We start from the raw sequence: 16,832 nt of genomic DNA, 5'->3' as shown, positions 1-16,832 counted from the left end.
ATGCGGCCCCTTACTCCGTAATGAGCAGCTTATTTGCTGTGAAATTCTCTAATCCCTGCACATTCGTCAACATTCTGATTCTATGCTCTTTGAAAATAAAACAAGCCTTCCCGAAGCCAGCTTGCTGCTCCTGAAAAGCTAAGTTCTTCCACCTGATATCATTGTGGGCTGCTGCCCAATTTGCCTGGCCTGCCAAGCAAGTAGCCTTGCGCCAGCCGCACGCCCATTTCTTGCACCCTACTCAGCTCATTAGCATTTTCGATGCCTTCGGCAATGAGCTCAATGCCCATTTTGTGAGCTAGCTGAATGAGGGTGCTAAGAATATGCTCCTTCATCTCATCCTCATCAATATTCTGAATGATCGAACGATCCACCTTGATGTAATCCGGTCGAAGCTCGACGATCGATTGCAGAGAGGAATAGCCAGCCCCCACATCGTCTATAGCGATCTGATACCCTTGCTTGCGATAATGCTCGAGCACCTTCTTGACCGCTCCGAAATCATGAATATAGCTGCGTTCCGTAATTTCAAATACAACATTATGAGGTGACAGATGCTGTCTCTCCAGCAGATTCAATGTCTGGCCTGGGGTGAAGCAGGGATCATTCATAATTTGAGCGGTCACATTAATGAACAGCTTCTGCCGCTCCTGCAGGCCAACGGAGCCGTCAATAGCCTTCTCACGCGCTAGTCGATCAAGAGAATAGACCATACCTTCCTGCTCAGCGAATTCAAAAAGCTCCATCGGCCCGTTGAACCAGGTATTATCCGTACAGCGTGTCAAAGCCTCGTAGCCGAACACGCTGCAGCTGTTGTGCTGAAGAGCCATAATGGGCTGATAGACGGGATGAATCAGCTGCTTATCGATTAGCTGCTCCAAGGCACGCAGCTTCATGCTTTTCTTCAACGCCCCATCCGTCTGACCATGAAGAATAGCCCGTTTCGACGCATCATATAAAGAATCAGCCCAATCGACGCTTGGCTCCATGATAGCTATACCCGCATGAATCCGAGCAATAGCTGCCTCTTCCAGTATTTCCTTCCGCAATTGGAGACTACTCTCCCACTTGGCTTGCTGTCTGCACACAAGCTCCAGCAGCCAATCTACCATCATTTCTTGAGGACCTTCCGGCAGGTCTACAACAAGAAATAGATCATCATGCATCCAATACCTCCTGGCAAGATAAGCGGATTCCTCCATCTCTGCCAGAACAACTTGCTCGGCGAAGCTCCTCCAATACGCTTGAAGGGCGTCTTGCTGCTGTGCCGGACTAGAGGACGAGGGAGTATAATGACAAGACAAATAGATGACCCCCTGACTCCCGCTCGACTGATCATCCATTCTGCTCATCTGTAAGGCCGCGCGTAGATGTCCGTATCCCACTTTCACATTCGTTCCTCTCCATGATGCGATGCTAGAATTGTTTCCATTACGTACACACTGCCTCTACGTGCCTTCGCCTGCTTCTTCAGCTTGGCCGAAAGGCTTGAGATTAGCTCAGGAGTAAGTGATGAACTATACTCACTGAGTATTAGCGACAACGATAGCGTTACGCCACTCTGCTCAATAATATTGCCATGTCGATCCTCTACTGCCCTTACATCAATCCCACCGTAGAAGTTCTTAACTCCCTGATCGAACCTCTCAATGAACTGTGAGCACAGCTGCTTGGCATAGGATACCTCCGTCACCAAGATGAAGTCATCGCCCCCAATATGGCCTATGAAGTCTCCAGGGGAGCCGCTGCGCTCCTTCTCCTCACGCAGAATATCTGCTAGAAAGCGGATTAAGCTATCACCCATACTGAACCCAAAGCAATCATTGAACCATTTGAAATAATCCAAATCCGCATAAATCACGGCGAATGCTCTCCCTAAGCGGATACGGCGCTGCAGCTCCAGCTGGATACCGACATTGCCCGGCAATCCAGTAAGGGGATTGGCTGCACGCGCAACCTCTGTCCGCAGCATCGTCATACACTCCAGAATCGACCGAATCGAGGCGGCTCCAATTAACCAATCATCCCGAGTGATGATGACAATATCGTAGAGCTGTGCAATATCCCTCGACATCGCGAGCTGGGATACCTGTTCCACCGGCATGTCTGCTTCTACAATAAGCGGCTGGACATTCATGATCTTCTTCACTGGCCGATTCCAATACAGCGGCAATCCGAACTGACCAGCTAATTGCTGATGGAGCTGCACCTTCATTAGCAGCCCCACTGGGCGCCCTTCATCGGCTATGATTGCCCCCTGCACCTTCGGATTCGTCTCGAACAAGTCCGCTATCTCAGATACCAAGGTCTGTGAAGAGAATACGGGGTATGGAACAGCCAGCTGACCAATACCGAATGCTTCTCCGCTATCGCTATTGGAGTCCATTCTCTCCGAATGACCAGCTACCATCACCCGCTCCACAGCATCGGCTGGCAACAGTAGCTCATGAACAGCTGCTGCCATCGCGTCCTTGATGGCCTGGAGAACCATTCCTTCCGTAGAGCGTTCTCTATCGGTCTGCACGGCAGCCATCCCTATACGGGCAGTACTCTTCCTAAGACGGCTGTGCAGCTGGTCTGCCAGCTTCTGAAGCATAGCTTCCACTGGTTCTGCTGATCCAGCTGGGTCAGCATGGTTATCGCTTCTGAACCAATACAATCGCTCATCGTCCATCTGCTGCCTCCACAGCAGCAGATGCTGACCCATTTCCCACTGACGAAGCTCGTCCTCCACAGCAGCAACAGCTTTGTGAAGCTTTATGTACACTAGCCCTACAACACCATGCTCCTCGATGGAGCGCAGCATTGTTCGATTGAACAACCCTTCTCCGACTTCAATCACTTCGATCCCCTCGATGACTGCTAATTTATCGCCTAATTTATAGGTATATTGTACCAATGATTTGTGATCAGAGTACTAACGCTGCGTAAACGAATCGTTAACACAACGGCCAAAAAAACCGAATAGCTCAGCCTTTAGCTCTGATCCCATTCGGTTTCCTATACTTGCTTATTCCATTATACGTTCAGATCTGGACGGCTGTTCGTCACCAGATAGACGACGCTCTCTCCGATGTTCGTAGCATGGTCACCGATACGTTCGATGTGGCGTGCTACGAAATTAAGCACAGATGCCTGCGTAATATTGCGAGGGTTCTCCATCATCATCGCGAGCAGCTCGCGTGAGATTTGGGCACATAGCGCATCGACCTGATCGTCGTCGCTTGCCATTTTGTAAGCAAGATCTACATTCTCTTGTACGAAGGATTGAATCGATTCATAGGTCATTGTCTGGACGATTTCCGCCATTCTGGGCAAGTCAATCAAGGGCTTAATTAAGGGCTGTCCGTCCAGTCGGATGACCAGCTTGGCAATGTTCACGCATAGATCACCCATACGTTCAAGATCAGAGGCGATTTTGAATGCAGATAGAATACGGCGTAAATCCTTGGCAACAGGCTGCTGAGTAGCGATAAGCTTAGAGCCAAGATCAGTCACCTTTTCCTCAAGTTGATTCAGATTATGGTCTTCCTCGATAATCTTCTTCGCTTTCACGCTGTCTGTCTCGCTCAGAGATTGCATCGCATCAGCAAGTGCTCCTTCTACGAAGGTACCCATTTGTACCAGCAAGTCATGAAGCTGCTCCAAGCCATGGTCGAATTCTTTTCTAGTCGTCATCATCGCAAATATCCCCCTTAGTGGTTAACCGAAGCGTCCACTGATATAGTCTTCTGTGCGTTGATCCGTCGGATTGGAGAACAGTTTCTCTGTATCCGAATACTCAACTACTTCACCATTCAAGAAAAATACCGTTTGGTTCGATACGCGAGCGGCTTGATGCATATTGTGGGTAACCATAACGATGGTATAGCGGTCTTTGAGCTCCTGCGCCAGCTCTTCAATCTTGAGTGTCGAGATTGGGTCCAGTGCAGAGGTTGCTTCATCCATGAGCAGGACATCTGGATTAACAGCAAGTGCACGCGCAATACATAGACGCTGCTGCTGTCCACCTGACAGACTGAAGGCAGAGCGCTTCAAGTGATCCTTCACTTCATCCCACAGCACAGCGGATTTGAGGCTCGTCTCCACGATCTCATCCAGCTTCTGCTTGTTGCGAATGCCGTGCAGGCGAGGTCCATAAGCAATGTTATCGTAGATGGATTTCGGAAAAGGATTCGGCTGTTGGAATACCATACCGACTTTCTTGCGCAAGGTTTCTACATCCACCTCGCTGGAGTAGATTTCCGTACCTCCAATTGCGATACCACCTTCAATCCGAGTGCCTGGAATCATGTCATTCATTCGGTTCAGTGTCCGAAGAAGAGTTGATTTGCCACAGCCGGAAGGTCCGATAAAAGCGGTAATTGCTTTCTCAGGAATGGTGAGCGTTACTTCCTTCAAGGCTTGGAATGCTCCGTAATATAAGTTAAGTTTATTGATTGTAATTAATGATTCCATGATGTTCGCTCTCCTTCGCTAATTGGAATTACACGTTTTTCTGGAATTTGTTACGAAGTAGAATAGCTGAGAAATTCATGAGCAGCAGAAGCGCCAGAAGCACAATAATACCACTCGCGGCTAGCTCCTTGAATTCAAGCTGCGGCTTGGAGATCCAGTTATAGATCTGAATAGGCATAACCGTGAACGAATCTTTGAGTCCATTTGGCAGGAACGCTACATAAGTCAGTGCTCCAATCATTACTAGCGGCGCTGTTTCACCAATTGCCCGTGACATGGCCAGAATAACACCAGTAAGAATACCTGAGATCGATGATGGAAGGACCGATCGGGATACAGTCTGCCATTTGGTCGCTCCTAGAGCGAATGACGCATCACGTCGCTGCTTCGGCACGGCGCGTATCGCCTCTTGTGCGGATACGATAATAATAGGCAGCACGAGCAGAGTCATTGTAAGAGCTCCCGCAATCAAGCTGCGATCCAGCGCCATTAGCCGGACGAAGATCGTCAGGCCGAGTATGCCGTATACGATCGACGGCACGCCAGCAAGCGTACTGATATTAAGCTGAATCAAGCGAGTGAACCGATTTTTACCGGCATATTCCTCCAGATAGATTGCTGCTCCAACTCCGAGAATGAAGGAGATCGGGAGCATGATCAGCAGCATATAAATGGTGCCGATGATTGCTGATTTCATCCCTGAGCCATCTGCTTTGCGAGAAGGGAAGTTCGTGAACAGGTCAGGCTGCAGCCTGGACACGCCATCTATCAGAATATCGATAATAAGCGCACATAAAGCTAAGACTCCGATAGACGTCGCCAGGACGAATACGAGGTGAAGGACAAAGTCTGTACGGCGCCGGTTCGCAATTTGCTTGCGATTGGCATCTTGAAAAATATTCATCTCAATACTCCTCCCGGAATCGTCTAGCGATATATTGGGCAAATATATTCAGGATGAACGTAATGACGAACAGCGTCATCCCTACGGCAAAGATTGAACCATACTCCAGTGTTCCATGAGGCGTATCCCCTAAGCTTACTTGAACGATATAAGCTGTCATCGTCTGGATGCTGTCCAGCGGATTGCCTGTAAGATTCGGTGTTGCTCCTGCAGCTACCGTAACAATCATCGTCTCCCCAATTGCACGTGAGAAGGCAAGTACGGCAGATGCTACGATACCTGAGAATGCGGCAGGCACGACGATTTTGAGTGCAACCTCGAACCTAGTCGCTCCAAGTGCATAAGCTCCGTCCCGCAGGCTGCGAGGCACAGAGGACATGGCATCCTCACTCAATGAGGAGACCATTGGGATAATCATGATACCAACGACGATACCGGCGCTTAGAGCATTGAACACTCCGGCGCTTGGGAAAATATCACGAATGAGTGGTGTAATAAGACTTAGTGCAAAATAACCATAGACGATTGTCGGCACGCCTGCCAGAACCTCAAGAATCGGCTTAATAACCTGGCGGACTTTCTTAGGTGCGTACTCCGACAAATAAATAGCACTCGCAAGCCCAAGCGGGATTGCGACTAGACAAGCGATGACCGTAATCATCAGCGTGCCGTTCAGCAGCGGCAGAATACCGTAGCTTTTTGGCGTGATCAGTGGTGACCACTTCGTACCAAATATGAAATCAAGAATGGGAACTTTTTGAAAGAATTGATAGGTTTCAGTTATAAGGGTAACTACGATTCCGATTGTCGTTAAGATGGATACTGATGCGCACAGGAACAGGATAACTGGCATGATTTTGTTCATCACGCTAACTTTACTGTTTTTGAATGAGTACTTTTCTGACTCTGCTTTGCTGATTTGCGCCTTCGCTTCCTTATGCTGCATTTCATTTTGCATGTCGGCGTCCTCTCCTTGCCTTTACAATTCGTTAACATACGTGGCGTGAAAAATGTGATGTCCCACGAGACACCACATTCTCACCGCCCTGCCTTACTTATATCGTATTTAGTATTTAGTAGTTAGAGATTAAGATTCAAGCTTAGCTGCTTCTTCTGTGTACTTCTCGTCAGGAAGAGCGATGTAGCCAACTTCGTCTGCAAGAGGTCCGATGTTGTTGATGTAGTATTTGGCGAACTCAGCAACTTCTGGACGAGCAAGCTCTTTCTTGCTTACATAGATGAAGAGCGGACGGGACAATGGTGCATAAGAACCGTCTTTAATTGTTTCATGCGATGGAGTAATAACTCCTGTACCACCATCAATTGGAACAAGCTTCAGCTTGTCTTGGTTCTCTTCGAAGTACGCGAATCCGAAGTAGCCAATGCCGCCTTTGCTGCCAGATACACCTTGTACAAGCGTGTTATCATCTTCACTGAAGCTGATTTGCTTATCATTACGGATACCTGCTTTGTCAAGGATTGCTTCGTTGAAGTAGTCGTAAGTACCGGAATCAGCACCAGGGGAGAACATGACGATTTCTTCTGCCGGCCAAGTATCACGAACATCTTTCCACGTTGTAACCGTGCTGCCTGTTACAAAGATTTTGTTCAGTTCTTCAACAGTCAGGTGGTCGATGAAGTCATTGTCTTTGCTTACTACAACGGACAGACCGTCATAAGCAACAGAAAGCTCAGTGTACTCGATGCCTGCTTCTTTACAAAGCGCTGCTTCTTCTTCTTTGATCGAACGGGATGCATCAGCAATCGCGATCTCGCCAGCACAGAACTGCTTGAAGCCGCCGCCTGTACCAGATACGCCTACAGGAACACGAACATCTGGATGCTCTTTGTTGAATTCTTCAGCTGCTGCTTCAGTAAGTGGGAACACCGTGGATGAACCGTCTACTTTCACTTCACCGGATAATGCTGCTGCTGGTGCTTCAGTTGTAGCTGGCTCTGTTGTTGCGCCAGTATTTGCTCCGTTATTAACTGTTCCGTTATTCGCGTTATTACCACAAGCTGCTACTAGTAGTAGAGATACTACCATTGTCGACATCAAGATCCCCTTAAAACCTTTACCTTTCAACAACTCAACCACTCCTCTTATTAATCTAAATTAATCTTATCTAGTATGGCCTGAACCCTACGTCTCTTATCCTACAAGTCATTTGTAAATGGGGTATTCTTCTTTTGTAAACTCCATGTTAAAAATATGATTCTAGCAATTGATCGATTTCATTCGATACCCATTCGGTTTGCTGATAGGCTTGCTCAGACAGCTTGCCGATCTGCTCGGAGCTGCTTCTATTGTTAGCTGCGGCCTTGAACAGCTGTCCGAACACACGGCCAGCCTCCACTACATAGCCTTCACTATTGACCGCTTCCTCACGGCCCTCATGAGCAAGGCTGGCAGTCTGGCCAATAGCTTCTACAATCACTCGCGTAAGCTTCGTAATCTCCTCAGCAGACTGTTTTGTGGCGCTAGCCAGCTTCATAACCTCACCTGCTACTACAGCGAAGCCTCGGCCATGCTCTCCTGCACGGGCTGCTTCAATAGAAGCATTAATGGCGAGCAGATTGCTCTGCTCTGCCAGCTCTTTAATCAGCTTCGAGACATGACTGATAGAGCCGGCTTCAGCCTGGAGCTCGCTCATTCGCTGCTCCTGAAGCATGGAATTCGAGGCAAGCTTGCTGAAGGCCGTCGTTACCTTATCCAGCTCATTCTTACCGCTGAGTGTTAGATCGACCATCTCCGATGAAGACTGCTCTCCTGTAACCGCCGATTGCCTAACAGAGTTAACCGCTTGATCAATCTCCTTCAGACGACTGCCGACCCTATGTATCGTCTCAATCTGCCCGTCCACTGCTGCCTGCTGCAGCTTCCTGGACAAGCGGAGCAGATCCGATACAGTCAATACGCCAACGGGCTTGTCATCCTTCGTTACGATGACGCAGTCATAGAGCAAGCTGTCATGTCTATTCAATGCTCGATCTATTAACTCTTGAGGATCATGCCCGCAATCTACTACTAGAGGTGCCGCATCCATCAGCTCGGCGATCGATTTGTCATAATACAGATCCACACCGAAGCGCTGGCTTAGTCGCATGAAGAAACGGTTTCTCATCATTAGTCCAACAGGCTTGCCGTTCTCCTCACATACCATGACGCATTCACTGTCTTGATTCCTTTTGAATAAAGCGATCGTCTCTTTGCAGGTCTGGGAAACTTGAGCGATTGGCGCTTCTCGCAAAAAAGAAATAATGCCGTCAATTGGGGCACTCGCATTGAGCATGGGGTTACTCTCTTGATGTGTAGAGATGGCTTCGACAACCTGCTGGCTCTTTGGTCGCTCCAGTACCGTTTCAGTCATGGAATCTCACCCTTCTTTTATATGAACTTCACTCAATATAGGTCTTTTGCATCAACTCCAATACATGGAATTGTTATCGCAATGTAAAATAACAAAAAAAGAGCGCTCCTCAAGACCAAAGTCTTGTGGAACACTCTTTGTATAACAATTAGATTTTGAATTGAGCTAATTTCTCCAGCAGCTCCTGAACCATAGAGCTTAGTGCTTCCGAAGCAGAGGATATCTCCTCCATGGAAGCCATTTGCTCCTCCGAGGCTGCGGCTACATGATGAGAATTGGCTGCTGCTTCCCCTGCAATGTTAGACAGCACCTCTACCGATGCTGCGATCTGCTCCGTGCTGGCAGTCATTTGCTCAGCTGAAGCTGAGACATCCTGAATCTGTCCATTCACCTTATCCATCTCGCTCATAATCGATTCGAACAATACCCCGCTATCCGTTACCAATCTGACGCCTTGTCCAACCTGGGCAGAGCCTTTTGCCATTGCAACTGCGGCATGATGTGTATCTGTGCGGACATCTTGAACAAGCTCAGACACAAGCTCTGCGGCTCCCTTCGTCTGCTCAGCCAGCTTGCGCACTTCTGTGGCTACTACAGCAAACCCTCTGCCGTGCTCTCCAGCGCGCGATGCCTCGATTGATGCATTCAGAGCAAGCAGGTTAGTCTGCCTGCTAATATCTGCGATCAGCCCAATAACACTGCCGATCTTCTCCGATCGCTCACTCAGACGATGAATGGCCGCTTCAGTATCCTCTACAGCAGAGCGAACCTGCTCCATTTGAACAACAGCTTCTTTGATCCGATTGTTGCCTTCGGCTGTCTGCTTGCTAACATCACTCGCAGAAGCCGAGACGCTGACCGATGATTCTGCAATGCGCCCAACACCAATAGTCATCTCGCCCATCGCTTTGGCTGTATCAGTCGCATGATGATTCTGGGTTTCCGCACCGGCTGCCACCTCCTGTATGGACTCAGCAATCGTCTCGGAAGCACGACTGGTCTGCTCAGCACTTGCTGTAAGCTGCTCAGATGTAGCTCCTACAGCCATAGACAAATCGGATACAAGCTTGAACATCCCTCTAAGCTTATCTGTCATCACATTAAAGTATTGCGCCATTCTTCCGAATTCATCATTTCCTCTGACAACCATCTTCTGCGTCAAATCTCCTTCGGCCATTAGCTGAAGCTTGGACACCAGCATCCTAAGATTGCGAAGCACCATATAGCGAATGAGTAGAATGGTTACAGCAGCCAATAGAAGCATAGCCCCTAATGCCAACAACGCCGATTGTATTCTGACTTCATAATAGGTAGACATAATAGTCTTAACCGGAACTACCGTCTGCGCATACCACTGGCCTTCCGTCCCTGGAAGGGGAATAGGCTGGAAGGTTCGCATAACAAAATCTCCTGTAGAATTCTGCGTATACCCCAGTTGTTTATTTCCTGACTTCACATCCTGCCATAATGCTTCCTTCTCCGGCGTATCTCCATATGGATTACCCAGTGATTCCGGGTCATTGGCATTAGCTGCATATGTGCCGTTCCCAGATACAATGGCTACATACCCGCCAAGCGGCTTGTAATTCAATGCATCCATTTGCAGACTATCGAGGGATAAGTCTGCTCCTACAATCCCAATAAAGTTCCCATCTTTATCTAATATCGGTTGGACGATAGACATCATCAGCATATCTTTACCTGCAACTCGGTATTTGTAAGGGTCAATGTAGGTCAGCTTCTTGCTGGCCTTCGGAAGCAGATAGAAGTCGCCTGCGCCTTCTTCGTTATAACCCTTCAGAGGTTCAGTTACCATCCCCTCGCCGCTTCGAACAATATAAGGTAGAAATCGTCCCGTAGCATCATCATAGCTATTGCGGCTTTCATATTTTACATCATTATTGTCAAAAGCATTCGGCTCCCACAGCGTATATACACCAAGCAGCTCAGGGCGATCCTTCAATAGTCGCTCCAAGAATGAGACCACTTCTTCACGAGACATACTCTGATTATTTCTTGCTTCTAGTAGAGTATCTGACAGAAGCAGCAGCGTCGATTGTACCGAAGTCAGCCTATTCTCGAACATCTGTGAGAAATCCTTCCCTGCATTCTGAGCCTCTAGCTGCCCCTTGCTTATACTTACCTTTTCCAAGGTTTGTAGATTAAGCAGAATTAGAGCTCCGAACACGACAACCAACAGTACCCCCATAGACGATACAAATTTCACAGCGAGCGGCAAGTCGCGGTACTTCTTCAACATATAACCAACCCCAATTCGACAATATAGGACATTAATCGACATTTGGAGTTCATTTCTTAATAGCCTTTTCGAATACTTCAACATTTTGTGTTGAACAGCTGATATCCATATGGAATAATCTGTTTCTCAATCCTACATTCCCCTAATTTAAGGAACGAATAGGAGCTGAATAAGTATCATTAGGCATCTATGTGATGGGACGGTGTCCGAATCGATTATTCTCAGCAAATGCAATGTATGCTACACTAAAATTATCAGTATTTACCATTTTTAACAGGATAGATTATTATTGAAGGGCTGGTTAAAGCTCGAAGTATGGTTAGAGGGGTTGATTAATTGGCCGGAAATATCTTATATATACCATATACAGCCTTGATGATGATTGGTCTGATTATTCTTATTGTCGTTACCATGGTTAAAAAAAGAAGCAAATTCGCTAGAAATTCCTTAGTTATTTCTTTACTCATTGTTCTTTTAGTTCAATTTTACTTTTGGAATTCTACATTCAATGATTATGTACAAAGCTATCTATTCTCAAGTAAAACATTTGTCTGTGAGTACGATGAACAACTAAAATCAATAGCTATTCCTCTTCCCGCAAGAACTGTATTGAAAGGAAAAGAAGACCACTGTTCTCCATTCTATTCAACCTATGTGAATGAGAAGGAGTTCGAATCCTTCTATCAGGAGGAATTAACGACACTGAAGGAAACAGGAGACGTTCAAGAATATGCTAATCTGACGGATGAGGAGCATGGTTATAAAGGATTTGAAGTCGAACTGTCCTCGGGAAATTCGCTTATCATTGCTTTTGATCATAACAGTATGATTAGAATCAAGATTGACATCATGCATTAGAGCCATTGTTTCAGTTCGATGATCGGCCTTCTGGCCGAGCTTCATTGTTGACTTTTTTGCAACATTCGGACGCGTTTCAGCCTCTATCCCGCCTAATTGTTGACTTTTTTGCAACATTATTTATTCACACTACTTCCTGCTGGATCAATGTGAAATAGGCCACCCTACGCCAAAGAAGGTGAACCTTTTGTTGAACATTTTAATAATTGCCTTTTCACTCGTCGTTTCAACGTTTGTATCTGTATCTATAGTAAGGAAAAGAAATAGCAAATGGTTGGGCATGCTGCTAGCTTTCTCAATACACACACTCATTTTGGTCATGGCAGCATGGCTCCTCTACAATCTAGATGAATCAAGAAGATTTGGCATTGATTTTGCTGGTCGCTACATTTTGATCATATCTATCCCTATCCTAATTTGGATTAACTTTTTAATACTCTCATTTGTAAAAAGCAGCAAGGCTAGAGCAAACCATTAGGCCTACTTGTTTGTGCAAAAAAAACCACGATTACAATGCGCAGTGCACATTGCAATCGTGGTTTACTTTTTATTAACGAGCCTGACGCTTCAATATCCGTACACTGTAAGCTGGGAGCTGAAGAGTCCGCTCAAGCTTACCGCCTTCAAGAAGATCTTCATATTGATCGTTCTCCAATTGAATGGACTGCTCATTCCCATTGAAGTTCTGAACGAATACGTAATCACTTACTCCGTCCGTACGCAATTGAGCCGTTACGCCATGCGGCAGCTCGGTATCAATAACCTTCTTAATCTGCTCCTGCTCAACAATTGTCTTGAAGAAGTCAGTGAAGAATGGTTCTTTGTTACGGGAAGCCACATAATAAGCTTTACCTTTGCCAAGACGATTCACAGTAAGCGCTGGACGTCCTGCATAGAAGTCTTCGCCGTACACAGCAAGCGCTTCGGCACCTTCGAGGTGAATCAGATCACACAGCTCATGCGCTTCATATTGACCGCTTAAGCCAAGAGCATTGCCTTCGGACATGATGACTTGGTTCGTCTCATCATCATGCAGAGAATCGATCTCTTCCGACCAAATACCGAGCGTTTTGCGCAGTGGTCCAGGGAAGCCTTCCAAGAAGCAGAGGTCACTCTCATTCACAATTCCAGTCCAATAGGTAGCAACGAATGTTCCACCGTTCTCAACGAACTTCTCGATGCGCTCGCCAACACCAGGACGAACCATGTACAGCATTGGAGCTACAAGCACCTTATAAGAATCGAAGGAGCATTCGGAGTCGATAATATCGACAGGAACACCTAGATCCCAGAATGGACGATAATGGCGCTTCGCCGTCTCCTCGTAATGAATACCGCCGTTACGCGGACCTTGCGAGTCTTTCACTGCCCAGCGATTCTCCCAATCATAGATCAAGGCTACTTCTGGCTTCACGGAAGTGCCGACTACTTCTGACAGCTTATCAAGCGCATTACCAACGTCGGTAACGTCATTGAATACACGTGTATGCTCATGTCCAACATGGTCTACAACTGCACCGTGAAGCTTCTCACTGGAGCCGCGGCTCTTGCGCCATTGGAAATATTGAACAGTATCTGATCCATGAGCAACGGCCTGCATGGATGACAGCAAGTGCATCCCTGGCTTCTTCAGCTTGCTGACAGGCTGCCAGTTCGTCATACTTGGCGTGCTCTCCATGAGCATGAATGGCTTGCCGCCTTTCAGTGAACGGAAGACATCATGATTGAAGCCGATCCATGCCGCTTGCTCACTGTCGTCCTTCGAATCATGCCAAGTCGGGTAAGCATCCCATGAAATAACATCGAGCAGCTCTGCGAACTTCCAATAGTTAAGCGGTTCAAAATCAAGCATGAAATTCGTTGTAATCGGCAGCTCTGGATTAATCTTGCGAAGCGGCTCCATTTCATTACGACAGAAATCAACCGTCTGATCCGTCACAAATCTTCTCCAATCCAGATTCATGCCGTGTACAGCTTTTTCACCGCGAGCTGTTGGCGTATCCACTTGGCTCCAATCCGTATACGTATGGCTCCAGAATGTTGTCCACCAAGCGTCATTCAAGCCTTCAAGCGTGCTGTATCTCTCTTTCAGCCAATCTTGGAATGCCACTTTACATAGATCGCAATGACATTCGCCTCCGAATTCATTGGAGATATGCCAGCCAATAACTGCTGGATGCTGAGAGTAACGCTCAGCCAGCTTCCTGTTCATGATCTTGACCTTCTCCCGATAGACAGGAGAGGTGAAGCAATGGTTATGACGTGCGCCATGCAGGTTGCGAATTCCATTCTCTTCTACACGCAGCACCTCTGGATATTTGTTTGACATCCATGCTGGTCTTGCACCACTTGGTGTTGCCAGCAGAGCGAAGATGCCGTTCGCTGCAAAACGATCCAGCAGCTGATCCATCCATTCAAAAGTAAATACGCCTTCCTCTGGCTCGAGCGATACCCAAGCAAAGATGCCTACTGACATCACATTGCTCTTGGACAGCTTCATGAGACGAATATCTTCTTCAAGTACATGGGGATATTTAAGCCACTGATCCGGGTTATAGTCCGCACCGTGCAGCATTTGTGGTATTTTCGGGCTAATTGGCGGGAATTTTTTAGTCATAGGATGTTTGCCTCCAATAGTAGTGTTAAAATACATAGGTTTGAATTGCTATAACGATATTCATATTATATATTTAAATCAAACCTAATAAAATCACATAATATTATTATTTATATAAAAATATGAAACAGAAGGTGTGCCAATATGGATAATATGGCTTTCCCCATCATGACGGAGACCGATCTCCATCTGCCCTTATATTTAGAAATAATAGGCCATTGGGACAACCAAGAGGCCATTGAACGTCCGCAAGGCTTTCCGAAATTCCAATGGCTGCAGGTAGCCTCCGGTGAAGGTGAGCTGTTCATTAGAGACAAGCGTTATGTTGTTAAGGCGGGGCAGGGCTTCTGTCTGTTTCCAGATGTCCCCCATCGCTATCACAGCTTGCGTGAGCCATGGGACGTGTACTTCATCAGCTTTGGCGGCAGCCTGTCTGAAGAAATGTACAGGCAAGCGGGCATCGAAGAGTCAGGAGTCTATTCCACCGCGGATAGTGACATTATCATCTCTCATCTTCGGAATATATATGCCATGACGCAATCGGACCGTTCTTTCCTCGGATTGGAATGCTCGAAGCTCGTCTACATGTTCTTGCTCGACTTAATGAAGGTCATTCTAGTCAGCTCACATTCCGTAGAACAGAGCTATTCTAAGCTGCATCCAGTTATCCAATATATTGAGGCGAATGTGGATCGTGTCATCACGATTGCTGACTTGGCTGGATGTATCGGAGTTACCCCCCAATATCTATGCCTGCTGTTCAAAAAAACGATGCGTATGCGGCCAATGGAATATGTGAATCGCGAACGGGTGAATCGAAGCAAAGAAATTATGTTCAATCAGAGCGAGCACAAAATGCATGAGGTTGCTCGTATGGTTGGCTTCGACAGTGCGAGCTATTACAGCTCGGTATTCAAGAAGCTGGAGGGCCTCAGTCCCGAGCAGTTCAAAAAAATTCACGGCATGCGTTAAGACACTGTAATGCCATTACGGTATACTATTACGAGTAGAAATGTTCAGGAGGACTAAGCATATGTCATTGAAACAACAGATATTCGATACGATCGAGCAGCAGCAGCATACATTCAAAGCGATTTCTCGAACTGTAGGAGCAAGCCCAGAGCTCGGTCATGAGGAATTCCAAGCCGCTGCCCTGCTTAGCGGAGAATTGGAGAAGCAAGGCTTCACTGTAGAGCGGGGGACACTTGGACTGGAGACCGCCTTTGTCGCGACATTTTCCACCGGCAAGCCTGGCCCTATCGTGGCATTCTTGTGCGAATATGATGCTCTACCGGATATTGGCCATGCCTGCGGTCATCATCTCATTTGTGCAATGAGTCTTGCGGCTGCGGTTGGTCTGAAGTCTGTGCTCTCTGAGCTTGGTGGAACGATACGTGTCTATGGAACGCCAGCGGAGGAGACGCGAGGAGCCAAGGTCGATATGGCCAATGCCGGACTGTTCGACGATTGCGACTTCGCACTTATGGCACATCCCTATTACACCTTCGAGAATTCCGGGGAATCGCTCGCGATGGATGCGCTGCAATTCGAATTCTGCGGGCGGTCAGCACATGCTGCAGCGAGTCCCTATGAGGGTATCAATGCACTTGATGCAGTTATCCAATTGTTCAACAGCATTAATGCTCTGAGACAGCAGACAAGAAGCGACTCACGTATCCACGGCATCATAGATAATGGCGGTACAGCGCCTAATATTATACCTGACTACGCGTCTGCCAAGTTCTACGTTCGCTCTGCTACACGTGACTATACGAATGAATTGAGCGCCAAGGTGCTCCGCTGTGCCGAAGGGGCCGCTCTCCAGACAGGCTGCATACTCAAGACGAACGTTTACGAATATTCTTATGATGAGCTGATGACGAATCAATCACTGTCCGAGCGATTCAACGCCAATCTGTTGGACGCCGGCATAGCGCCTGAAGCAATCGAGGCTGGCAAAGACCATGGGTCTCTCGATCTTGGCAACGTATCCAAGCGCTGCCCAGCTATCCATCCTTATGTGAAGGTCGTTGAGGAGCGGCTTCTGCTCCATACGGTAGGCTTCCGGGATGCAGCGATGACAGAGCAAGCTTTGGACCGGATGATCTTCGCTGCCAAAATGCTCGCAGCCACCGCGTATGACGTCTTCGCAGAGCCTGCGCTGCTCGCTAGTATTCGTGCGGAGTTCGAGCAGCATACTCTTTAGAGAAACCGCGGCAGCACAGATCAGCCTTTCTTGCACTGCGCTGTCTTGCACAGCACTGCACTGCACTGCGCTGTGCTGTGCTGTGCTAGTTTCAACTCGCATGAATAGACAGTTAATGGAACCCATTTACCTTACTCATGAACCTACTTTCCTTAATC

The 16,832-nt window shown here is 47.4% G+C and carries 14 protein-coding genes; 3 read left to right on the top strand and 11 right to left on the bottom strand.

Going from position 1 to position 16,832, the window contains the following annotated elements:
* Window positions 1–10 precede the first annotated feature (10 nt).
* From AC6ESP_RS00835 to AC6ESP_RS00790, 10 genes are all read right to left on the bottom strand, one after another.
* Window positions 11–196: a hypothetical protein gene (locus AC6ESP_RS00835; protein ID WP_497094773.1), complete on the bottom strand. Its 186-nt coding sequence runs from the start codon at window positions 194–196 to the stop codon at window positions 11–13.
* Window positions 159–1,352: an EAL domain-containing protein gene (locus AC6ESP_RS00830; protein WP_497094772.1), complete on the bottom strand. Its 1,194-nt coding sequence runs from the start codon at window positions 1,350–1,352 to the stop codon at window positions 159–161. The genes AC6ESP_RS00835 and AC6ESP_RS00830 overlap by 38 nt, the downstream gene beginning before the upstream one ends.
* A 35-nt stretch (window positions 1,353–1,387) precedes the next feature.
* Window positions 1,388–2,842, bottom strand: a complete 1,455-nt coding sequence (locus AC6ESP_RS00825; RefSeq protein WP_497094771.1) for a GGDEF domain-containing protein — start codon at window positions 2,840–2,842, stop codon at window positions 1,388–1,390.
* Between the two features lie 176 nt (window positions 2,843–3,018).
* Complete coding sequence (phoU, locus tag AC6ESP_RS00820) at window positions 3,019–3,678, bottom strand: phosphate signaling complex protein PhoU (RefSeq protein WP_497094994.1); 660 nt, start codon at window positions 3,676–3,678, stop codon at window positions 3,019–3,021.
* Window positions 3,679–3,702: 24 nt separating this feature from the next.
* A complete protein-coding gene (gene pstB, locus AC6ESP_RS00815) occupies window positions 3,703–4,458 on the bottom strand; it encodes a phosphate ABC transporter ATP-binding protein PstB (RefSeq protein WP_497094770.1) in 756 nt (251 codons plus the stop codon).
* A 28-nt stretch (window positions 4,459–4,486) separates the two neighbouring features.
* A complete protein-coding gene (gene pstA, locus AC6ESP_RS00810; protein ID WP_497094769.1) occupies window positions 4,487–5,362 on the bottom strand; it encodes a phosphate ABC transporter permease PstA in 876 nt (291 codons plus the stop codon).
* A gap of 1 nt (window position 5,363) precedes the next feature.
* On the bottom strand, window positions 5,364–6,308 hold the full coding sequence (gene pstC / locus AC6ESP_RS00805) for a phosphate ABC transporter permease subunit PstC (protein ID WP_497094993.1): 945 nt from the start codon (window positions 6,306–6,308) through the stop codon (window positions 5,364–5,366).
* A 141-nt stretch (window positions 6,309–6,449) separates the two neighbouring features.
* Complete coding sequence (locus tag AC6ESP_RS00800; protein WP_497094768.1) at window positions 6,450–7,418, bottom strand: PstS family phosphate ABC transporter substrate-binding protein; 969 nt, start codon at window positions 7,416–7,418, stop codon at window positions 6,450–6,452.
* 148 nt (window positions 7,419–7,566) lie between these two features.
* On the bottom strand, window positions 7,567–8,733 hold the full coding sequence (locus AC6ESP_RS00795; protein WP_497094767.1) for a methyl-accepting chemotaxis protein: 1,167 nt from the start codon (window positions 8,731–8,733) through the stop codon (window positions 7,567–7,569).
* A gap of 148 nt (window positions 8,734–8,881) precedes the next feature.
* On the bottom strand, window positions 8,882–10,993 hold the full coding sequence (locus AC6ESP_RS00790; protein WP_497094766.1) for a methyl-accepting chemotaxis protein: 2,112 nt from the start codon (window positions 10,991–10,993) through the stop codon (window positions 8,882–8,884).
* Between the two features lie 336 nt (window positions 10,994–11,329).
* Between AC6ESP_RS00790 and AC6ESP_RS00785 the strand changes: the two genes are divergently transcribed.
* Window positions 11,330–11,851 carry a hypothetical protein gene (locus tag AC6ESP_RS00785; RefSeq protein WP_497094765.1) on the top strand — a complete coding sequence of 174 codons (522 nt, stop codon included), beginning with the start codon at window positions 11,330–11,332 and terminating at the stop codon, window positions 11,849–11,851.
* Window positions 11,852–12,401: 550 nt separating this feature from the next.
* Here AC6ESP_RS00785 and AC6ESP_RS00780 read toward each other — a convergent pair.
* Window positions 12,402–14,468 (bottom strand): beta-galactosidase, encoded by a 2,067-nt coding sequence (locus AC6ESP_RS00780; RefSeq protein ID WP_497094764.1) that lies wholly within the window; start codon window positions 14,466–14,468, stop codon window positions 12,402–12,404.
* Window positions 14,469–14,612: 144 nt separating this feature from the next.
* On the opposite strand from AC6ESP_RS00780, the gene AC6ESP_RS00775 reads away from it, so the two are divergent.
* Window positions 14,613–15,440 (top strand): AraC family transcriptional regulator, encoded by an 828-nt coding sequence (locus AC6ESP_RS00775; RefSeq protein ID WP_497094763.1) that lies wholly within the window; start codon window positions 14,613–14,615, stop codon window positions 15,438–15,440.
* A gap of 61 nt (window positions 15,441–15,501) precedes the next feature.
* Window positions 15,502–16,674 (top strand): M20 family metallopeptidase, encoded by a 1,173-nt coding sequence (locus AC6ESP_RS00770; RefSeq protein WP_497094762.1) that lies wholly within the window; start codon window positions 15,502–15,504, stop codon window positions 16,672–16,674.
* Window positions 16,675–16,832 lie beyond the last annotated feature (158 nt).

This window comes from Paenibacillus xinjiangensis (assembly GCF_059686975.1).
This window is presented reverse-complemented; position numbering and strand designations above follow the sequence as displayed.